Below are 21,228 nucleotides of genomic sequence, written 5' to 3' on the forward strand. Positions count from 1 at the left end.
AGCGGGTGCGTATACTTCTGCTGACGCATTCCTTTTGGCCAGATATCTCTCCCCCTCAAAGGCGGTGGAGCGTCTTCACCCGGGAGTTTGCATCTGATGGTCACCAGATTGACGTGGTGGCCCCGGAAGTGTTCGATCAGAATCTCATCAGAATTTCGCAACAGTTAGCACCTCCAACAGGTGTGACGATGTACCGCTACCCTTCCATCAGCAAGCCCAGCACCATGGTGGGCAAGCTGCTCAAGCATGCGATAGATGCATTGCGCAGTATTCCCACAGCACTCCGAACACCGAAGCCGCAGGTCGTAATCGCCACTGTGCCGGCGATTCCCACCCTCGCCGTGGGGTACCTCATCAGCCGAATACGCAGAACACCGTTTGTCGTAGACCTTCGTGATGCTTGGCCCGACCTACTACAGGATTCACAAGTTCTCCGCACTGCCTGGCTGGAGCCTCTGGTCTCTCGAATTCTGACATTCATGATCCATCGCAGTGATCTTGTTGTCACTGTATCCGAGGGCCTCGCGCGAAAACTTACTTCCGGGGGCGCAAGGAAAGCAATCACTATTTCAAACGGCGTTGACATCGACAGATACGGCATGGAACTGCTGGCAACGCAACGTGGCGAGAAGCTGCGTGTACTCTACCTGGGAAACCTCGGCAGGAGCCAAGGCCTCGATCTGGTGATTCGCGCTGCCGCCTTGGCAGAGGGTAAAGTACAGCTTCGAATTGTCGGTCAGGGGACCGAGAAAAACACTTTGCAAGAACTTGCTGCCGGACTCGGCGTTGATGTCGACTTCAGGGATCCAGTCTATGGTCCTAGCGTCCTGGACAATTACGCTTGGGCCGACACGTGTCTAGTCACCTTACGTTCGGACTGGGATAGTTTTGAACACACCATTCCGTCAAAGCTCTACGAGCTATTGTTCTTGGATCGCCACATTACCGGCCTGGTGAAAGGCGAAGCAGCGGAGATCATCCGTGCCTCGGGGGCAGGTCACGTCATTGAGCAGTCTCACCAGGCGTTGGCCGAACACTTTTTGAGTCTGTACTCAGAACGTAGTCGGTTGACGATAGGACTCGCCGGTTCCCAGTGGGTGCGCCGAAATGCGGCCTTGCCCACCCTGGGGCAGCAATACCTCCGAGAACTCAAAAGGTTGACTGACCGCCATCAAGAATCGAAGTAGAGACGATGCCTTTTCACCCACGGAGCACCCTCCACAATCTGGTCAATACCGTTGGTTTGGTGTACGCGAATATCACGGACGATCCAAGCTTTTTCGTCCTGCAGGTTGTGCGGAAATTCAAGAATCCGTTCCTACGGCGGATTTTTCGATTCGTCGTATACGTGCCGATGAGCAAAACCCGACGTGAGGTACTGCAAAGTGTGCTTGCTGAAGATACCGGCCGCGTACTCGCGGAGGCCGAACATTGGTTAGCAGATATCGAGCGCAAAACTTCTGATGGGCTCGTGCTGGCCAATGTCTGCATTGCCTTCCACCAGTGGGACCCTGCCCAGCGTATCCTCGATCAGCTTGGCACTGACCGAGCGACGGCCCGTGTCCGGGCCCGTATCGCGTGGCATATGGGTGACCTGCGAGACGCCATGGAAGTGCTTTCAAGCAATGGTGCCTCTCGGCAACTGCGCCACTATGAAAGCGAATTGCAAGTCCTCTCGGGGTGGAAGCCAGCTATTGAGCCACAAGAAAACCCAGCTAGCAGTCGCAACAACCGGGTACTGTACTTTGCCACAAACTCGTTGCCGTATACGGGCAGTGGTTATGCTCAACGCACCCATTCCATAGTTGCGTCGCTTCCTCAAGCTGGCTGGCGTGCGTCGGTGGCAACCAGGATAAATTACCCAGCGAGTATTGGGCATCTGCTGGCACCAACGCGGGAAACCGTCGACGCGGTCACCTATCAACGTATATTCTCCTTTCCGGCACGTACCGACATGAAGGGTCGACTCAGGCAACAGACCGATGAACTGATGAAGCAAGTCGCCAAATCTCAACCGTCGGTACTGCACACAACCACGGACTTCAGCAACGCGGTATCTGTTCGTGCGGTTGCCGATGCGGCCGGCTTGCCATGGGTTTACGAAGTGCGCGGTCAGCTGGCCGACACCTGGGCTTCGACGCGCCCGGCGTCTGCACAGAGCTCCGAACGCTACCGACTGTTCCAGGCACGCGAAGCCGAGGCGGCCCAAGCGGCGGACCATGTGGTGACCCTGGGCGAGCGCATGAAACATAATCTCGTCGCGGCCGGTGTGGCAGCAGATAAGATCACGGTTCTTCCTAACGGAATTGGAGACAAGTTCCTTGAAGAGCCAGTACCACGACTCAGCGCCAGGGCTCAGGTATCCTTGGAGCCCGAAGCCTTCTATGTCGGCACCGTCAGCAGCCTTGTCCCTTACGAAGGGCTAGACACACTACTGAAGGCAGCTGCTTTACTCATGCCGTCCCACCCTTCGCTACGAGTGCTCATCGTTGGAGATGGAACTGAACGCGAAAATTTACGGAACCTCGCTCATGAACTGGGAATCATGGAAATCTGCCGCTTTCCGGGACGTGTGCCCAGGGGAAAAACGAATCTCTACCATGCCAGCCTGAACGCTTTCGTTGTTCCTCGCCAGGACCTGGCCGTGACTCGGTCCGTGACGCCGCTCAAACCAGTAGAGGCTCTTGCCAGCGGTGTTCCCGTGCTAGCATCTGATCTTCCTGCTCTTGGAGAACTGATCAGAGACGGTGAGAATGGTCACCTGATCAAAGCTGAGGACATCGACGCTTGGGCGGCAGCCATTTCGGATTTAGTATTGCGCTCTGATCAGGCAGCTCGCATGGGGCGCGCAGGCCGTGACTTCGTTCTTCGCACGCGCACGTGGTCGTCGAATGCCCATCGTTTAAGCAAGATCTACGAGAACCTAATAAGTAAACCCTCGTGACCTGCAGGGCTGAATTGCGATAAGGTTCTTACGGCCCTGCTGACAGATCCCTGAGCCGAGCGTGCATCATTGGATAGCCGTTGCGGCGGCCGTAATCACGCACCTGAGAGAAAGCGACTTTAGTGAACAGCATAAAGGAAGTTGCCGTTATCGGTTTGGGCTACATTGGTTTGCCCACCGCCGCGATCCTGGCATCCAAGGGAATTACGGTAAAGGGCGTCGATGTTTCGCCTCGTACCGTTGAAGCTGTCAACAAGGGCGAAGTTCCATTTGTCGAGCCGGCTCTGGGCGAGTTTGTCGCCGAGGCCGTTTCGCAGGGTACGTTGAGTGCAAGCTTTGAGACTCCTGAAGCCGAGGCCTACATCGTCGCTGTGCCCACGCCTTTCAACGAGGACCACTCGGCAGACCTTTCTTACATTGAAGCCGCTGCCGACGGGATCGCCCCGAAGCTCAAAGGTGGGGAGCTGGTCATCCTTGAATCGACTTCACCTCCAGGCGCGACCGAGCACATGGCCGATTACCTGCTTTCCAAGCGCCCAGATTTGTCCAAGGACAACCTGCTGATTGCCCACTGCCCGGAGCGTGTCCTTCCCGGGTACGTAATGGAAGAGCTGGTCACCAACGATCGTATTGTCGGCGGCATCACGCCGGAAGCCGCTGATAAGGCCCGCGAACTGTACGAAACCTTCTGCGAGGCTGCCATCCTGACCACTGACGCCAAGACGGCCGAAATGGCCAAGCTCGTGGAAAACTCCTATCGGGATGTCAATATCGCGTTCGCTAACGAACTTTCTGTCATCTCCGACAAGTTAGGCATCGATGTCTGGGAACTGATCAATCTGGCTAACCGTCATCCGCGTGTCAATATCCTGCAGCCGGGTCCGGGTGTGGGAGGACATTGCATCGCTGTTGACCCGTGGTTCATCGTTGCGGCAGCTCCTGAAGAGTCCGGTCTCATCAAAATGGCGCGAGACACTAATGACGCGAAGCCCAACTGGGTCATCAACAAGGTCAAGGAGGCCACCAAGGCAGAGGACTTCAACGGCAAGGTAGCCGTTATGGGTCTGGCTTTCAAAGCCAACATCGATGACATGCGAGAATCGCCGGCGATCGCTATCACCCGAAAGTTGGCAGAAGGCAATCCAGACGTCGAGTTCCTAGCTGTTGAACCGCACGTAGAAGTGCTACCCAATCAGCTGGGCGATATCTCCAACTTGACCATGGTGTCCACTGAGGACGCCCTGCAGGATGCGAGCGTTGTTACGCTTCTAGTCGATCACGACCAGTTCAAGGCTGTTCCTGCGACCGCGCTGGCAGGAAAAGCTGTTGTTGATACGCGCGGTCTGTGGCGCTAACGCCCCTTAGACGACAAGGTAATCATCCCCATGAAGAAGATCATGCCGATCTACGGCACACGTCCTGAAGCCATCAAGGTAGCCCCAATCGTGAAGGCGCTCAAGGACTCCGAAGGTTTCGAATGTGTCGTAACCGTTACTGGTCAGCACCGTGAGATGCTCGATCAGGTCAATGAACTGTTCGACATCACCCCCGACTATGACCTTGATGTCATCCAACCGCGTCAGACCCTCAACGGTCTTTTGACGAAAACCATCAGCGGGTTGGATGAGATTTTCGAAAAGGAGAAGCCGGATGCCGTAGTTGTTCAGGGCGACACGACCACCTCCACGGCAGGAGCCATTGCCGCTTTCTACCGCGGCATTCCCGTCGTCCATGCTGAGGCAGGCTTGCGCAGCTACGACATTTTCTCGCCGTTCCCCGAGGAAGCCAACCGCAAACTCACGAGTCAGATCGCCAGCCTACACCTGGCGCCAACTTCGCTGAGCAAGAACAACTTGGTACGAGAGACCTTCCGCGAGAACGATATCGTCATCACCGGCAATACGGTGATCGATGCTCTTCTGACCGTGGTGGAGAAAAAAGTTCCGTTTTCTGATCCCAAACTTGAGAATCTTGTAAACTCGGGCAAGCGCATTGTTCTGGTGACGACACACCGTCGTGAAAACCAGGGCGAGACGATGCGCGGAATCGGTCGGGCGCTGGCTCGGCTTTCCGCCGCTGAGCCGGATGTCGAATTTATCCTGCCAATGCACCGCAATCCTGCTGTGCGTGAAGCTTTATTACCGGAAATTGACGGTCTGTCGAACATCACCCTAACCGAGCCGCTGGCCTATGGTGAGTTCACTCGCATCATTGATGCCGCAACGCTAGTGCTCACCGACTCAGGGGGAGTGCAAGAGGAAGCACCAAGCCTCGGTAAGCCGGTTCTCGTGATGCGTCTGAACACCGAGCGGCCCGAAGCAGTCGCGGCAGGCACCGTAAAGCTGATCGGCACCAACGAGGGGCGTATCTTCGAGTCGGTAACCGAACTCCTGCACAACCAGGACGCCTACAATGAGATGGCCAACGCAGTAAACCCTTATGGTGACGGCAGGGCCTCTGAACGAACCGTTGCAGCAATCGCAGAGTTGCTTGGCGTGGGAATCCGCATGGAGGACTTTGATTCGAAGTTGCCGGATCCGGAAGACCTGATGCGAGCGGCCAGCATTTAGCACGATCGCAGGGAAAGGAGTCCGAAATCTTACGATTTCGGACTCCTTTCCTTTTCCTACCGGAGGGGTCAGACAGCGTTCACTGGTACCGCTTAGTAGGATCGACGTATGATGAACCAGTCGGCCATATTTATTGATGCAGGTTTTCTTCTATCCTTAGGTGGACACCGCGCTGCGGGCACCACGCTACGATCCGCGTTTACTATTCATTATGAAGCCCTGATCAAGGGGATAGTCCAGACCGTCAAGAAAAATACGGGCCTGAATAATCTGCGTGTCTATTGGTACGACGCTTCTAAGGATGGGTTGTTTACAGAGCAGCACAAACGCATTGGGTTCATTCCCGGTGTCAAGGTCCGACTTGGCCGTATCTCCTATAACGGCGAGCAGAAAGGCGTGGACCTGCGTCTGGCGCTGGACCTTGTCGGCGTTGCACGTCATGGCGCCGCATCCGTTGCTTATCTGGTTTCGGGAGACGACGACCTTGCTGAAGCGGTCGAAGAGGCCCAGGATCTTGGTATGAAGGTCATCCTCTTGGGAGTGCGGCGTGACGAGAGCCGTTTGGGAGTGGCCTCAGTCGCAGAGCATTTGGCACTGACCGCAGACGCCATTGAGACAATCCCTGACCAGCTATTGGACAGTTCCTTTACCAAAGTCATTGAGTGGGACGATCACCACGCGTCCGAGTCCGCGACGATCGCGGCCGCTCCCACCGAAACAGTGGCATCAGAAGCGAAGCCCGCTGCTCCCACCCCTGCGATAATGGCGCAGAGACTGAAGAACGTCAGCCAGGAGCAAGAGCGGGAACAGATAGCGGAGTCAGAAGTCATCTACTCTAGCGGCGGTGAAAAGTCGGGTTTCCAGGGCAAAGCTGCGTATGAGCAAGAAGAAATGGCTGTTGCCCAGGAAATTGGTGCCAACGTCGCAAATTCCTGGCTCGCCAGCACGACGCAACTTGAATTGGTGGAGCTCATGGCCGATCGACCCCAGCTGCCCCCCGAGATCGATCGGACGTTGCTCAAGGACTGTGCCCAAGTTATCGGTGAATGGAAAACCGACCAACAGCAAATCCGTCGCGTCCTGCGCGGAGCATTCTGGAGTTCTCTGGACAAGTACACCTAAGAGCTAGACAACGTCTCTGACTCCTGAACAACCATGTAACTAAGGTAAATTACTAACGTGACTTCGCAGCAGAAACCCTATTACATCACCACCGCAATTTCGTACCCGAATGGCACGCCTCATATTGGTCATGCCTATGAAGTAGTAGCCACCGATGCCATGGCGCGTTTCAAGCGCCTGGACGGATACGACGTCTTCTTCATGACCGGCACCGATGAGCACGGCCAGAAGATGATGCAGACGGCTGAGCGTGAAGGCATCTCGCCGGCCCAACTGGCCCAGCGTAATTCCGATGCCTTCCAGGCGATGAATGATGAGCTGGGAATCAGTTACGACCGATTCATCCGCACCTCCGATGCAGATCATCACGCTGCAGCGCAGGAACTCTGGCGCCGTATGGAAGCCAACGGAGATATCTACCTCGATGCCTATGCGGGCTGGTATTCGGTGCGTGATGAAGCCTTCTACACGGAGGAACAAACCGAACTGCGTGAAGACGGGGTTCGCTACGCCGTTGAAACCGATACCGAGGTCACCTGGACCGAGGAGGAGTCCTACTTCTTCCGCCTCTCCAAGTACCAGGAGAAGCTGCTGAAGCTTTACGCGGAGCAGGAAGAATTCGGTGCTCCCAAGTCTCGCTTCAATGAAGTGATCCGCTTTGTTGAAGGTGGGCTGACTGACCTTTCGATCTCACGCACGACTTTCGACTGGGGCATCCCGGTTCCCGGTAATGACAAGCACGTCATGTACGTCTGGGTGGATGCGCTGACCAACTACTTGACCGGTGCCGGTTTCCCTGATGTCGAGGCCGCTTCATTCAAGAAGTTCTGGCCAGCCGATGTCCATGTCATTGGTAAGGACATTTCTCGCTTCCACGCCATCTACTGGCCTGCTTTTCTGATGTCCGCGAAGCTGGAGTTGCCGAAGCGCATCATGATCCATGGCTTCCTGCACAACAACGGTGTGAAGATGTCAAAGTCACTGGGTAATACCGTTTCCCCGGATGACTTTGTCCAGCAGTACGGGCTCGATCAAGTACGCTACTTCTTCCTACGTGAAGTCCCGTTCGGTGCCGACGGCAGCTACAACCACGAAACGATCGTTGCGAGAATCAACAGCGATCTGGCCAACAACTTCGGAAATCTGGCACAGCGTTCACTGTCCATGGTGGCCAAGAATTGTGGGGGAGCGGTACCGAATCCAGGGGTGTTCAGCGATGCTGACCGAGCCGAATTGGAAGCCGCCGCGGCGCTCTTGGACACCACTCGTGACTACTTCGCACGGCAGGAGTTCAGCCGCGCTCTGGAAGCGATCTGGCATGTTCTGGGCGATACCAACGCCTACTTCGCGGAACAAGAACCGTGGAAGCTGAAGAAGACCGACCCGGCGCGCATGGAGACGGTGCTTTACGTGACCCTCGAAGTGGTCCGTCAGGTGGCCATTCTGCTGCAGCCGGTACTGCCCCAAACTATGACGGCCATGCTAGATCTCTTGGCTGTGGGTAGCGGATCTGCCCGCACCTTTGAGAACTTCGACAAGGCGCTCGTTCCGGGGACCGAGTTGCCGGCACCGAGCCCGGTGTTCCCGAGGTACGAAGAGCCCAAGTAAACTCCGCAAGCTAAAGATCCAGCCCTGGCACATGTGCCAGGGCTGGATCTTTAGGGACTGCGATTTACATAGCCACGAACCACCACCGTCAGGGAGTAGCCACGCCGGTTTGGTAGGCGATGACGACAGCTTGAACCCGATCACGCGCTCCGAGCTTAGAGAGAATATGTCCTACATGGGTCTTCACGGTCGCTTCAGATAGGAAGAGATCTTGCGCGATTTCAGGATTCGATCGTCCGGCGGCGATCATTTCGAAAACTTCGCGCTCGCGTCGGGTTAAGGAATCAACGAGAGCCTGCAAGTTGGCATTCGGCTGCGAATTGCGTTTTAGAATCGGCGCCATGTGGTTTAGCAACCGTCGGGTGGTGGACGGTGCGATCACGGCATCACCTCGATTCACAGTCCGAATCGACTCCAGAAGTTCCTCCGGAGGGGCATCTTTGAGCAGGAACCCACTGGCGCCGGCCTGAATGGCATTGAGTGCGTACTCGTCCATATCGAAAGTCGTCAGCACGATGACTTTCGGAGCTGCTCCCGGGTACTTTTCTCCGTGGAGCAGGTGTTCTGTGGTCTCTATGCCGTCCATCTCCGGCATTCGTACATCCATGAGGATCACATCAGCGGTAGCCAACAGCGTCGACGCCAACGCCTCCCGGCCATTGGCGGCCTCCGCAATCACTTGCATGTCGTCTTGGGAGTTGATCAGCATTCGAAAGCCGCTACGCACCAGCAGCTGGTCATCAACCAATGCGACTTTGATTTGCTCTGTATCGCCCACGTGTTTTTAGTCCTCCGAGTAAGGGATGAAAACTGAGACCTTGAAACCTCCACCCGGTTTCGGGCCAGCCGCGCATTCCCCATCGTATAGGGCAACTCGCTCGGCCATACCTCGTAACCCCTGTCCGGTACCTTCACTGGATAGGGCTCCGGCACCTCGTCCATCATCTTCAACGCTGATATCCAGGCCTCGTGTTCCCCAGGAGAGGGAAACTTCGGCGCTCGCGCTGGCGCCAGCGTGCTTGACTACGTTCGTCAGAGCCTCCTGCACACAGCGATACCCGGTGAGCTCTGCGCCAGCGGGAAGGGAGCGTCGCGGCGTTCCCTGCAACGCCAAACCCACTTCCAAGCCCGTGCGCCTGACGGTGCCAACTAGATCAGGGATATCTGCCAGCGTGGGCAGTGGCCGATTGTCTGCTCCGTGGCCCGTTCGGAGTACTCCGAGCAGGCGCCGCATCTCCCGCAATGACGAACGCCCCGTGTCGGCGACGGTTTTCAACGTGTCGATGGCGACCTGCGGATCCTTTGCGGCGGCATAACGTGCACCGTCGGCCTGGGTAATGATGACCGACAGTGAGTGGGCCACGATGTCATGCATTTCACGGGCAATGTGGTTTCGTTCGTCGGAGGCCGCCAAGTCACGTTCGTACTGGCGTTCCAGTTCCAGCCGCTTGGCGTGGTCGCGCAGGGCATCCATTGTCAGTCTGCGTGTCCTTGCCAAGTCACCAAACGTCCAGGAGACCAGGACAATCAAGGAGAGCCCCACGAAGGATACGAAGGTGTCGAAGGAGAGGGGCTGAGCATAGGGCAGATTGGAGAACATCCGCACAGTTGCCGCCAGCGCGCCGCAGATCCCTATGCCCAGAGTGGTCAGCGACTGCCAGCGCTTGCCGTATTTGGCCATGGTGTAGACGAGGATTGGCACTGAAAATTGCGAGGGCAAAAAGTAGTTGCCGTGCAACAGCTGCAAAAGGTGGCCGACAACGACAACTACAGTGGCTGGCCAGGGAAAGCGTCGTCGGACAATCAGCGGCGCCGACTGTAGGAACGCAATCAGAACAACAACGGATGTTCCCACTCCGTAGACCAGGCCGAAGCTGCCGGCTACGCAGAAGAGTGTGTAGAAGGACCCGGCAATGGCGTCCACGCGATACGGGTTGTCCCGCACCCACTGATCGATGCGCCGGTGAAGACTTAAGAGTTCCAAGAAAAGGTGCCCACTCGTGATTTTCCTACTGTTCCTCTCAGGGTACTGAACAGAAGCAGAGCAGACCTCATGCCCAGGGTTGAAAATGAGAGGAGAATACAGCTGAGTTCATATAATGAGACGACTTCTCACATGGTGGATTCCTCCGGTTAGGATCTAAACATGGGAAACGTATTGAAGATTGCAGTCATACCCGGGGACGGCATCGGGCCCGAGGTTGTCGCCGAAGCCGTTAAGGTTCTGAAAGTTGCCACCAGCGCCAGCGCCACACAGGTCGAACTCACGGATTACGCACTGGGAGCCGAGCACTGGCTGGCCACAGGGGAAAGCCTGAGCACAGAAACCCTGGAGTCAATCAAGAAGCACGACGCCATCCTCTTCGGAGCCGTCGGTGCCGCGCCGGGGGATACCCGCATCCCTTCCGGGCTTATTGAACGTGAACTGCTGCTCAAGCTGCGCTTTTCCCTCGATCACTTTGTGAACTTGCGGCCAGCCAAGCTGTACCCGGGAATTGAGAGTCCTCTGGCCAATCCTGGCGACATTGACTTCATCGTGGTGCGGGAAGGCACCGAGGGGCCGTATGTCGGCAACGGGGGATCGGTGCGAACGAATACGGTCCATGAAATCGCCACCGAAGTCTCGGTCAACACCGCCTATGGCGTGGAGCGCGTGGTGCGTGATGCCTTCACCCGAGCTGCCGCCCGCCCCCGCAAACACGTAACACTGGTGCATAAGCACAACGTCCTCGTACATGCCGGACATTTGTGGCGTCGTACGGTCGAGGTCGTGGCGGCGGACTTCCCGGAGGTGACCCACGATTATCTGCACGTGGATGCCGCCACCATCTTCCTGACCACTGACCCTTCGCGGTTCGATGTCATTGTCACCGACAATCTTTTCGGCGACATTCTTACCGATCAGGCTGGTGCCATCACCGGGGGCATTGGCTTGGCCGCCAGCGGCAACATCAACATGGACCGGACCTATCCCTCGATGTTCGAGCCGGTGCATGGCTCTGCGCCGGATATCGCCGGGCAGCAGAAGGCCGATCCCACGGCAGCGATCCTGTCCGTGTCATTGATGCTTGACCACCTGGGATTATCCAAGGAAGCGGCCGCTGTTGAGCAGGCTGTCGAAAAAGAGATCACCTCACGGCAGGAATTGACCGATCAGCGCACCACGGCCGAAATCGGCGATGCAATTGTGTCACTGCTGGCATAAGCTACACATAGAAGCCCAGCTGGCGAAGTGAATCTTCCCTGATGGGCGCAACCACGAACGGGTGTTCCGCTTTAGGCGTGGGCACCCGTTTTTCGTCACCGAAGTAAGGAAGTCCTAGGTCGATATGGAATTCACCGAACATCTCTCAACGAATCGCGCCACCGACGAAGAGCGCGCCCGCATCTTGGCGAACCCGGGTTTCGGTGACTTCTTTACGGATCACACCGCCGTGATTGACTGGACCGCCAGCGAAAATGGCGAGGGCGGCAACTGGCATGATGCACGGATTGAACCCTACGGGCCCATTGCCCTGGACCCGGCCGCCTCGGTGCTGCACTATGGGCAGGAAATCTTCGAAGGCCTGAAAGCCTACCGCCACGCAGATGGCACCGTCTGGACCTTCCGGCCCGACAAGAACGCCGCACGCCTCAACCGCTCCGCGGCCCGTCTGGCTCTCCCGCAGCTCGACGAGGAACTGTTTGTGGAGTCCCTGCGCAGACTCGTGAAGGCGGATGTGCAGTGGGTTCCTTCCGAAGAAGGCGAGTCGCTGTACATTCGCCCGTTCATGATCGCCACCGAGGCCTTCCTTGGGGTGCGGGCAGCACGCGAAGTGTCCTACCGCGTAATCTGCTCGCCGGCCGGAAACTACTTCGGCGGCGAGCTGAAGCCGGTGTCCATCTGGGTCTCCACCAAGTACGCGCGCGCCGGTCGCGGCGGCACCGGCAATGCCAAGTGCGGCGGCAACTACGCTGCCTCCCTGGTCGCCCAGATGGAAGCCGAGGCCAACGGATGCAAGCAGGTACTCTTCCTGGACCCGTTCAACAACAATGCCGTCGAAGAGCTTGGCGGAATGAACGTGTTCTTTGTCATGAAGGATGGAACACTGGTCACCCCGGCGCTCACTGGAACCATCTTGGAGGGCGTAACCCGTGAATCGGTGCTGCAGCTCGCCGAGGACCGCGGGATGAAGGTCGAGGAACGGACCATCACCCTGGATGAATGGCGTGAAGGAGTTAACAGCGGTGACATCAGCGAAGTCTTCGCCTGCGGAACCGCGGCCGTGATCACCCCGATCGGTGTTCTGAAGAATGGGGATGAGGTTATTGGGGACCCTCAGGCCGCTGCCGGGGAAGTCACCATGGCCATTCGTGAAGAACTGCTGGGCATCCAGCTGGGAACCGTGGAAGACCGTCACGGCTGGCTGGAGCAGCTGGCGTAACGAGCAGGCAGTATCGATAGAATGGCTCGGGCTTTTCCTTGAAGTCCGAGCCGTTCGTCCGCGAAGCTAAAGGAATACGATGCGCGTACTTGTCACCGGTGGAGCTGGGTACATCGGCTCCCACACCGTTCTGTTGTTGCTCGAAGAAGGGCACGAGGTGGTCGTTGTCGACAACTTCAGCAACTCCTCGCCTGAATCACTGCGTCGTGTCTCTGCCCTCACCGGTCGGGCTCCTCGCTTCTTCAACGTTGATTTGCTGGACGCTGATCGCCTAAACGAGGTTGTCGTTGAAGCAGCTCCCGATGCAGTAATACATTTTGCCGGATTGAAGGCCGTCGGTGAGTCGGTCTCAAAGCCACTGATGTACTATCGCAACAACGTCACCGGCACCTTGAATCTGTTGGACGCCATGGAACTTTCCGGATGCCGTCAGCTGGTCTTCAGTTCGTCGGCCACGGTGTACGGCGAGTCGACCGAGCTTCCCCTGGTGGAGTCCACCCCGCGCAGCGCGACCAACCCGTATGGGCGCACCAAGCTTCACATCGAGGAGATGCTTGAAGAGCTTGCGGCGGCAGATGAGCGTTGGTCCATTGCCGCCCTGCGCTACTTCAACCCGGTAGGCGCCCACGAGTCGGGTCGTATCGGGGAAGATCCTCAGGGAATCCCGAACAACCTCATGCCCTATGTAGCACAGGTAGCGATCGGACGCCGTGAGCAGGTCAACGTCTTCGGCGGAGACTATCCAACTGTGGACGGCACCGGCGTGCGCGACTACATCCACGTCGTCGACCTGGCGTCCGGACACCTGGCTGCCCTGGACTATCTTTCAGACCGCACCGGATCTTTTGTCTGGAACTTGGGGACGGGTGAAGGTTCCAGTGTGCTGGAGGTGATCGAGGCCTTTGGGCGGGCAGCGGAGAAAGACATTCCCTATCAAATCGTTGAGCGTCGGCCCGGGGATGTCGCTGAAAACTATGCTGATCCAGTTAAGGCGCGGCTCGAGCTGGGCTGGAAATCCGAGCGTGGATTGGAGCAGATGGTCCGCGACATGTGGCGCTGGCAGGAGAACAATCCCACCGGTTTCCCGGAAGAGGACTCTTCACCTTCGGATGAGCAGCTAAATAACGAGATGCTTCTGGCGGCGCAACGCGTCTCAGATCCCAAGAACGCCAAAGAAAGTAACTAGGTAAAGCAATGCGCATTGCACGATTCGTAGTAGACGCTGACCCGCTGTACGGCGTTATTGAAGAGCAAAAAGTCCACACCCTGGCGGGCGACCCCTTCTTCCAAGGCATCAAACTCACCGGACAAAGCCACAAGCTCGATGATATCCGCCTGGTGGCCCCCATCATTCCTCGCTCAAAGGTGGTGGCCTTCGGACGCACTTATCGCAAACACGCTGAAGAGCTGGGCAATGAGGTACCGCCGGAGCCGATCATGTTCCTCAAGCCCAACACCTCCGTGGTGGGACACAATGAACCGGTCACGCTTCCTTCGTTTTCCGACGAAGTCTCCTTTGAGGGGGAGCTGGCCGTGGTGATCGGACGCATTTGCAAAGACGTTCCCGTGGAAAAAGTGCCCGAAGTTATTTTCGGCTACACGGCGGCAAACGATCTAACCGCCCGGGATGCCCAGCGCAGCGACCTGCAGTGGGCTCGCGCCAAGGGCTTTGACGGTTCATGCCCCCTGGGCCCATGGATCGAGACCGAGCTGGATAATCCCGACGACATCGGGATTGTCACCAGGGTTAACGGTGAGGTGAAGCAGGACGGGTCCACGAACGAACTGATCTGGTCAGTTCACGAACTTGTTGCCCGAGCTTCTGAAGCCTTCACGCTGTTGCCGGGTGATGTGATATTGACCGGCACCCCTGGCGGCGTGGGCGAGGTACGTGAAGGGGACCGCGTCGAGGTCGAGGTCGAAGAAATCGGTAGTCTTGGCAACATTTTCCGGCGCTGAGAATTGAAACTGTCTTCGCTTTACCGCGGTTAGTAAAGAGTTTGAGCAGGACCTCTAGGTTGGATAACTAGAGGTCCTGCTTCTCTTTGCGGTCTTTCTAGCGCTGAATGGAGCGGCCCGTAGAAGTGGGCATAGAATGAAGTCATCATGATTGATCTATCGCTGATTCCCGCAGTAACCGATGACACTCCCGTCCGGGTTCGCTTTTGCCCCTCGCCAACCGGCACTCCGCACGTAGGCTTGATCCGCACCGCGCTGTTTAACTGGGCCTACGCCCGGCACACCGGTGGCAAGATGATCTTCCGTGTCGAAGACACCGACGCCAACCGCGACTCCGAAGAAAGCTACAACCAGCTGCTGGACGCGCTGGACTGGATGGGCATCGACTGGGATGAAGGGGTGAACGTCGGCGGACCGCACGAGCCGTACCGCCAGTCCCAGCGCAGCGACATCTACCAGGATGTCATTGCCAAACTGCGCGCTGCCGGTCATCTGTACGAGTCCTACTCCACCCCGGAGGAGATTGAGGCCCGCCACCGAGCTGCCGGTCGTGACCCCAAGCTCGGCTACGACAATTTTGACCGCGAGCTGACCGATGAGCAGGTTGCCGCGTTCAAGGCAGAAGGCCGCGAGCCGGTGTTGCGCGTTCGCATGCCCGACACCGATCTGAGCTTCACTGACCTGGTCCGCGGGGAAATCACCTTCAAGGCGGGCTCGGTCCCGGACTTCGTGGTGGTGCGCGCCAATGGGAAGCCGCTCTACACCCTGGTGAACCCGGTGGACGATGCCCTAATGGGGATCACCCACGTCTTGCGTGGCGAGGATATCCTTTCATCCACCCCGCGCCAGATCGCCCTCTACGCGTTGCTGCATGACATTGGCGTCGCCAAGTACATGCCGCGCTTCGGTCACCTGCCCTACGTCATGGGCCAGGGCAACAAGAAGCTGTCCAAGCGTGATCCGGAATCCAGCCTCTTCCTGCACCGGGAACGCGGCTTTATCCCCGAAGGGCTGCTGAACTACTTGGCACTGCTGGGCTGGTCGCTGAGCGCGGATGAAGACATCTTCACCCGGGAGCAGCTGATCGAGGCCTTTGACGTGAAGGACGTGCTCTCCAACCCCGCACGCTTCGACCAGAAGAAGGCCGAAGCCATCAATGGCACCCATGTGCGTATGCTGGAGCCGCAGGACTTCAGGGACCGGCTTGTGCCCTACCTGCAGTCTGCGGGCCTGGTCGGTGAGGAACTGAGCGAGCGGGAGGCACAGATCCTGGATGCTGCAGCACCACTGGTCCAGGAGCGCGTGGGCCTGCTGGGAGAAGCGGCCGACATGATGGCCTTCCTCTTCCTGGCCGACGAGCAGATCACCGTGGATGAGAAGGCATTGAAGGGCATGCCGGCCAATCTTGGCGAGGTTGTCCAGGCCTCCATCCAGGCACTGGAGCCGCTCACCGAGTGGAGTGCAGCGGCAATCCAGGAAGCTCTGCGGGCAAAGCTCGTCGAGCAGATGGAGCTGAAGCCGCGTCATGCCTTCGGTCCGGCCCGCGTGGCGGTCTCCGGCAAGAAGGTCTCACCGCCGCTGTTTGAATCCATGGAGATCCTGGGCAGGGAATCAAGCCTCAACCGGCTTCGGGCTTTTGGCGAAGGCCGATAGAAACGGTTATCGCCACTGCGGCTGAAACAGCTGACGCCCTCGACACTCCCGTTCTTTCGGGAGTCGTCGGGGGCGTTTTTTTGATATTGACGATACGCTCGTCGATTTGCGCCATGCTGCGGTCGACGGGTTCCGGGCAATGGTCCACGACGATTTCTGCGTCGTGGACCACGCGCTGCGGCTACAGATTGCTGGCGACTTTGCCGATGATGGGGCCCGCGCCTATGGGCGCTACATGGCCGGAGAATTGCCGTTTCCTGAACAACGTATTCTGCGCGTTCAGCGGGCGTATGACCTCGCTTCAGTTCCGGCGCCAGATGCCTTGGCACTGACAGGCTGGGTGCAAAGCTACGAATCCTATGTTCGAAGCGCCTGGAAGCCCTTCTCAGACGTTCACGAGCACCTTGAGACGCTATCTCGGCTCTAGGGATCCCGTTCGGTGCCGTGAGCAACAACGTTGAGGCGTATCAGCGTGAGAAGCTGAGGCTCGGTGGACTGGGCATGTTCGAAGTGGCTATCGGTTCGGATACCGCCGGTGCCCCGAAGCCTGATGCAGCTCCCTTCCTGGCCGGTTGTGAGCAATTGGGAACCGATCCGGGCAGGACCCTTTACGTGGGCGAAAACGCCATAAACGATGTGGTGGGGGCAAGGAATGCCGGACTGCCGGCAGTCTTGCTGGATCGTGGGGCACGTCACAAGAATTTCGAATCGGCGCGGGTGGAAAATCTGACCGAGCTAACCCCTGAAATCCGCGAGAATTCAAGGGATTTGGCGGCTCGGGCAGCGGGGGCACCCTCGATTTGTTTCTTCCCGAAAACGCCGGTATAGTTATATCTCGTGCTGAGGCGAACAGGAAAGTTCGAAAAGCTGAGCTTTCCGAAAAGCCGCAGGTCACAATGGGATATGGTGTAATTGGCAACACAACGGTTTCTGGTTCCGTCATTCTAGGTTCGAGTCCTGGTATCCCAGCGCTTCACCAAATTTATTTGGTGAGCTAAGAAGAAGTTCTTAGCGTGCGGCCCCATCGTATAGCGGCCTAGTACGCCGCCCTCTCACGGCGGTAACGCGGGTTCGAATCCCGCTGGGGTCACAAGTTTTTCTTCATCTTAGGTTCCCCGAGGCATCGGGGTTTTGCGGCCCCATCGTATAGCGGCCTAGTACGCCGCCCTCTCACGGCGGTAACGCGGGTTCGAATCCCGCTGGGGTCACAAGTTTTTCTTCATCTTAGGTTCCCCGAGGCATCGGGGTTTTGCGGCCCCATCGTATAGCGGCCTAGTACGCCGCCCTCTCACGGCGGTAACGCGGGTTCGAATCCCGCTGGGGTCACAAGTTTTTCTTCATCTTAGGTTCCCCGAGGCATCGGGGTTTTGCGGCCCCATCGTATAGCGGCCTAGTACGCCGCCCTCTCACGGCGGTAACGCGGGTTCGAATCCCGCTGGGGTCACGCATGAACAAAAGCCACGGGAAACCGTGGCTTTTGTTGTACCCGCTGCGTGTGCCCTCTTGCCCTGACCTCACTTTCGGGCAAGATGGGCATATGGATCCGATATCTTCCACTGGCCCGAACCCAGAGCCGCAGCCGAACAGCACTGAAGGACAAGCCAGTGCGCTGGAGCGGACTTTGGTGGGGCTGGAGGACATCCTGGCTCGGCTGATGTTCGTGCACGGCTATCGGTGGGGAACCGGGGATCCCGGGGAACTTAAAACCGCGATCAGGAACCAGATCGGTGATTATCTCCTGCCTCGGGCCCGCAATGCCCACGCGCCACTGCTGACCGTGGTCGGTGGTTCCACCGGGGCTGGCAAGTCGACTCTGGTCAATTCACTGCTTCAACATGTGGTTACCCGTACCGGGGCCGTGCGTCCCACGACCCGCACGCCTTTGCTGGTGCATCACCCAGATGACCACCAGTGGTTCACCGGCTCAAGAATCCTGCCCTCCCTGACCCGGCTGACCGGCAGTGGGTACCAGGACGCCTCAAGTCTGCAGCGTTCAGATGCACTGCTCTTAGTGGCCGACCAACGGATTCCATCGGGGCTGGCGCTACTGGATGCTCCCGACATTGATTCCATTGCGGATGAGAATCGTGAACTGGCCGGCCAGCTGTTGAACGCGGCGGACCTTTGGATCTTTGTCACCACCGCGAACCGCTACGCGGACGCCGTCCCCTGGCAGCTGCTGCAATCCGCGGGGCGCCGCTCGGTGACGGTTTCGGTGATCCTGAACCGGGTTCCGCATGGTGCGGAGTCTCAAATTGTGCCTGAGCTGGCAGCCCTGCTGGAGGCCCACGGGATTGACCCGGAGCTGTTGCAGGTGATCCATGAAGCGGAGCTGAGCGAAGAGGGGCTGATTCCTTACGGAGAAGTCCAGCAGCTTGGAGCTTGGCTGCAGTCCTTGGCCGCCGATGCGGCCGAGCGCCGGAGGGTAGCGGCCCAAACCCTACGCGGTGCCTTGGAGCAGTTGGCGGAGGACCTCGACACCCTGGTGGCCGCAGCCCATGAGCAGGATAGGGAAGTAGGAGCGCTTCAGGAGTATGTCGGGGAACGCTTTGCCTTGGCCCTGGAGCGAACCCAGGACTCGCTGCACGATGGTTCCCTGTTGCGTGGCGAAATCCTGGCCAGATGGCAGGACTTTGTCGGTGCGGGGGAGCTGATGCGTGGTCTTGAGGGGACCGTGGGCCGGGTCCGAGATCGTGTTGCCGGTTTCTTTACGGGAAGACCACCGACCCCCAAGAAGGTGGAGAGCGCTATTGAGACCGGACTCCACCTGGTGCTGGTCAATGAAATCACCAAGGCATGCCAGGACGTGGACCGGCGGTGGGTTGACTCCGCACTGGGCACCGAACTGCTGCTGGATATTGACTCTCCCCGTCCGTCGGCGGATCTTCCCGAGGATGCTGCGCGAACGATCCGGGACTGGCAGCGGGATGTGCTGGATATGATCCGCAAGGAAGGCGCCGGCAAGCGCAAGACCGCGCGTATCGCCGCCTTCGGGGTCAACGGGCTGGCGGTAGCGCTCATGGTGGTGGTCTTCGCCTCCACCGCCGGCCTGACCGGGCTGGAAGTGGGAATCGCCGGCGGTTCTGCAGTCGTTGGGCAAAAGCTGCTGGAGGCGATCTTCGGCGAAGACGCTGTGCGCCGCATGTCACAGCGGGCGAGCGTCCTGCTCCAGGAACATTGCCGCGCCCTGATAGAACGTTACGAGGGGAACTACACCCGCGCCACAGAGCATGTCCTAGAGCAAAGTGTTGCCAGTGAGCTGGCCGAACAAATCGGCGTGCTGGGGCGGGACGGAGGAAATTCTTGAGCGAGCGCAAACGGCAGCGTGCCGCATCAAATCTGACCGAACAGATCAATGCTTTGAACCAGGCGCTGGAACTCGGTGGCGACTTTATGGATCCAGTCCACTACCAGGAGAGCCAGGCTGTGCTGGACAAGGCAGCGGCACGGCGAGAACTGTCGGCCGAGCACACCGTCATCGGACTCTTCGGGGCCACCGGCAGCGGCAAGTCCAGCTTGTTCAATGCCCTGGTTGGGAAGGACATCGCGCTGACCGGCGTGGTACGTCCCACCACCCGCGCTGCGGTGGCCGCCGTATGGAAGCCGGAGAACGCGGCGGAACTGCTCGATTGGCTGCAAGTTCCAGAACGCCACAGTATGACTGAACCGCTGCAGGGAGCGGCCTCCAGCCGCAAGGCGGCGCACACCAGCGGATTACTGCTGTTGGATTTGCCGGACATGGATTCCACCTCCGTTGAACATCACCAGATCGCCGCACGACTTGCCGGGCAGGTGGACTTTCTCATTTGGGTGCTGGATCCGCAAAAGTACGCTGATGCCAGCATCCACCACGGCTATTTGTCCAGCCTGGGCGCCCAAGCAGGCAACCTGATGGTGGTGCTGAACCAAATCGACACCCTCTCACCAGCCGACCGGGAGGACGTCCTGGCCTCACTGAAGAACCTGCTGAAGGACCAGGGGCTGAAGGACGTGCCAGTCGTGGTGGCTTCAACATTGACCGGGGAAGGCGTAGAGGAAGTGCGAAGCCAGATTGTCACCGTCATGCGACGGCATGAACTGGCAACGCAGCGGATTCGCAACGATGTTGACGCCATTGCCCGGCAGTTGGAGGAGGAGCTTCCCGCCTCCCGGGTTTCCCTACCGGGAAAATCATCTCAACAACAGCTGGAGCGAAGCGTGGCTGCGGCCCACGGAACCGAGAGAATCGCTGACGCGGTGGGCACGTCCTACCGATTGCGGGCCGCCAAGAGTACTGGCTGGCCGTTGACGTCCTGGCTCACCCGTTTGCGAAACGACCCGTTGCAGCGAATGAATCTGGGCCGAAACGAGAAACCTAGCGACCTGTCCCTGACCTCGCGGCCAGAACTGTCCGCGGGGGAGGTGGCCGCGGTTGACCGGGCAGTGGAAGGCTATGTTCACCAGGCCACCGAGCCGATGCCGCCAAGCTGGCGCCAACCGTTGATGGATGACATGTCGGAGGCCGGAGAGCGGATGGAAGGGCCAATCGACCTGGCGATTGCCTCGACGCCGCTGGGAGTGGAAAAAGGTTCCTGGTGGTGGCCGCTGATCAAAATCCTGCAATGGGTAAGCGTTGTGCTCGCCGCTGCAGGTGCCCTGTGGCTCGGCGCGCTGGCTGCCGCCCAGTTCATGCAGTTCTCCTTGCCCGAACCACCACGAATTGAGGGAATTGCGATTCCCACCCTGCTGCTGCTCGGCGGTATCCTAGTAGGTATTGTGCTTGGCCTTGGCGGCTCGATTTTCAATCGGCTACTCGCTAGGATCAAGCGCAAGAAAGCCTTGGGGAACTTGAACAAGTCAGTAGCGCAGGTCGTGCGGCAGGAAGTCGTGGATCCAACAGGGGAACACGTGGATCGATACAACAGCTTCGCCGGAATGATTCGCCAAGCAGCAAAGAGAGTGCAATAGG

General features: G+C 58.4%; 17 protein-coding genes and 5 tRNA genes. 20 read left to right on the plus strand and 2 right to left on the minus strand.

The genetic code is table 11. The features are described 5' to 3' along the window. Positions 1 to 5: 5 nt before the first annotated feature. The 6 genes from GcLGCM259_RS06185 (at position 6) to metG (ending at position 8,244) form a co-directional block, all read left to right on the plus strand. A complete protein-coding gene (locus GcLGCM259_RS06185; protein ID WP_138926075.1) occupies positions 6 to 1,187 on the plus strand; it encodes a glycosyltransferase family 4 protein in 1,182 nt (393 codons plus the stop codon). A gap of 59 nt (positions 1,188 to 1,246) precedes the next feature. Further along, positions 1,247 to 2,944, plus strand: a complete 1,698-nt coding sequence (locus GcLGCM259_RS06190; RefSeq protein WP_175419345.1) for a glycosyltransferase family 4 protein — start codon at positions 1,247 to 1,249, stop codon at positions 2,942 to 2,944. 122 nt (positions 2,945 to 3,066) lie between these two features. After that, entirely contained in the window at positions 3,067 to 4,299 is a 1,233-nt protein-coding gene (gene wecC, locus GcLGCM259_RS06195; protein ID WP_138926077.1) for a UDP-N-acetyl-D-mannosamine dehydrogenase, read from the plus strand. Between the two features lie 30 nt (positions 4,300 to 4,329). Continuing rightward, on the plus strand, positions 4,330 to 5,514 hold the full coding sequence (gene wecB, locus GcLGCM259_RS06200) for a non-hydrolyzing UDP-N-acetylglucosamine 2-epimerase (RefSeq protein ID WP_138926078.1): 1,185 nt from the start codon (positions 4,330 to 4,332) through the stop codon (positions 5,512 to 5,514). Positions 5,515 to 5,622: 108 nt separating this feature from the next. Continuing rightward, positions 5,623 to 6,636 carry an NYN domain-containing protein gene (locus GcLGCM259_RS06205; RefSeq protein WP_138926079.1) on the plus strand — a complete coding sequence of 338 codons (1,014 nt, stop codon included), beginning with the start codon at positions 5,623 to 5,625 and terminating at the stop codon, positions 6,634 to 6,636. 57 nt (positions 6,637 to 6,693) lie between these two features. Continuing rightward, positions 6,694 to 8,244, plus strand: coding sequence for a methionine--tRNA ligase (gene metG / locus GcLGCM259_RS06210; protein WP_138926080.1), 1,551 nt, complete (start codon positions 6,694 to 6,696; stop codon positions 8,242 to 8,244). A gap of 88 nt (positions 8,245 to 8,332) precedes the next feature. Here the strand turns inward: metG and GcLGCM259_RS06215 are convergent, their stop codons facing one another. Beyond that, positions 8,333 to 8,953, minus strand: a complete 621-nt coding sequence (locus GcLGCM259_RS06215; RefSeq protein ID WP_425459799.1) for a LuxR C-terminal-related transcriptional regulator — start codon at positions 8,951 to 8,953, stop codon at positions 8,333 to 8,335. A gap of 75 nt (positions 8,954 to 9,028) precedes the next feature. Then, positions 9,029 to 10,168 (minus strand): sensor histidine kinase, encoded by a 1,140-nt coding sequence (locus tag GcLGCM259_RS06220; protein ID WP_246049807.1) that lies wholly within the window; start codon positions 10,166 to 10,168, stop codon positions 9,029 to 9,031. A 222-nt stretch (positions 10,169 to 10,390) separates the two neighbouring features. Here GcLGCM259_RS06220 and GcLGCM259_RS06225 point away from each other — a divergent pair, with 222 nt between their 5' ends. From GcLGCM259_RS06225 to GcLGCM259_RS06290, 14 genes are all read left to right on the plus strand, one after another. After that, positions 10,391 to 11,449, plus strand: coding sequence for a 3-isopropylmalate dehydrogenase (locus GcLGCM259_RS06225; protein WP_138926083.1), 1,059 nt, complete (start codon positions 10,391 to 10,393; stop codon positions 11,447 to 11,449). Positions 11,450 to 11,573: 124 nt separating this feature from the next. Continuing rightward, positions 11,574 to 12,668: a branched-chain amino acid aminotransferase gene (locus tag GcLGCM259_RS06230; RefSeq protein WP_138926084.1), complete on the plus strand. Its 1,095-nt coding sequence runs from the start codon at positions 11,574 to 11,576 to the stop codon at positions 12,666 to 12,668. A 79-nt stretch (positions 12,669 to 12,747) separates the two neighbouring features. Beyond that, complete coding sequence (galE, locus tag GcLGCM259_RS06235; RefSeq protein WP_138926085.1) at positions 12,748 to 13,854, plus strand: UDP-glucose 4-epimerase GalE; 1,107 nt, start codon at positions 12,748 to 12,750, stop codon at positions 13,852 to 13,854. A gap of 8 nt (positions 13,855 to 13,862) precedes the next feature. Next, positions 13,863 to 14,627, plus strand: coding sequence for a fumarylacetoacetate hydrolase family protein (locus tag GcLGCM259_RS06240; protein ID WP_138926086.1), 765 nt, complete (start codon positions 13,863 to 13,865; stop codon positions 14,625 to 14,627). A gap of 147 nt (positions 14,628 to 14,774) precedes the next feature. Beyond that, positions 14,775 to 16,280 carry a glutamate--tRNA ligase gene (gene gltX, locus GcLGCM259_RS06245; RefSeq protein ID WP_138926087.1) on the plus strand — a complete coding sequence of 502 codons (1,506 nt, stop codon included), beginning with the start codon at positions 14,775 to 14,777 and terminating at the stop codon, positions 16,278 to 16,280. Positions 16,281 to 16,386: 106 nt separating this feature from the next. Then, entirely contained in the window at positions 16,387 to 16,707 is a 321-nt protein-coding gene (locus GcLGCM259_RS06250) for a hypothetical protein (protein WP_175419346.1), read from the plus strand. Positions 16,708 to 16,724: 17 nt separating this feature from the next. Next, positions 16,725 to 17,108 (plus strand): HAD family hydrolase, encoded by a 384-nt coding sequence (locus GcLGCM259_RS06255; protein WP_175419347.1) that lies wholly within the window; start codon positions 16,725 to 16,727, stop codon positions 17,106 to 17,108. A gap of 69 nt (positions 17,109 to 17,177) precedes the next feature. Further along, positions 17,178 to 17,249: transfer RNA gene (locus GcLGCM259_RS06260), tRNA-Gln, on the plus strand. Between the two features lie 48 nt (positions 17,250 to 17,297). Further along, positions 17,298 to 17,370 (plus strand) — tRNA-Glu (locus tag GcLGCM259_RS06265). Positions 17,371 to 17,415: 45 nt separating this feature from the next. Further along, a tRNA-Glu gene (locus GcLGCM259_RS06270) sits at positions 17,416 to 17,488 on the plus strand. A 45-nt stretch (positions 17,489 to 17,533) separates the two neighbouring features. After that, positions 17,534 to 17,606, plus strand: a tRNA-Glu gene (locus GcLGCM259_RS06275). Between the two features lie 45 nt (positions 17,607 to 17,651). Continuing rightward, a tRNA-Glu gene (locus tag GcLGCM259_RS06280) sits at positions 17,652 to 17,724 on the plus strand. A gap of 93 nt (positions 17,725 to 17,817) precedes the next feature. Continuing rightward, a complete protein-coding gene (locus GcLGCM259_RS06285) occupies positions 17,818 to 19,587 on the plus strand; it encodes a dynamin family protein (protein ID WP_138926090.1) in 1,770 nt (589 codons plus the stop codon). Further along, the gene (locus tag GcLGCM259_RS06290; protein ID WP_138926091.1) at positions 19,584 to 21,227 is read left to right on the plus strand and encodes a GTPase; all 1,644 of its coding nucleotides are present in this window, start codon (positions 19,584 to 19,586) and stop codon (positions 21,225 to 21,227) included. The genes GcLGCM259_RS06285 and GcLGCM259_RS06290 overlap by 4 nt, the downstream gene beginning before the upstream one ends. Position 21,228: the final 1 nt, after the last annotated feature.

Source organism: Glutamicibacter creatinolyticus, from assembly GCF_006094275.1.
Classification (GTDB): Bacteria; Actinomycetota; Actinomycetes; order Actinomycetales; family Micrococcaceae; genus Glutamicibacter; species Glutamicibacter creatinolyticus.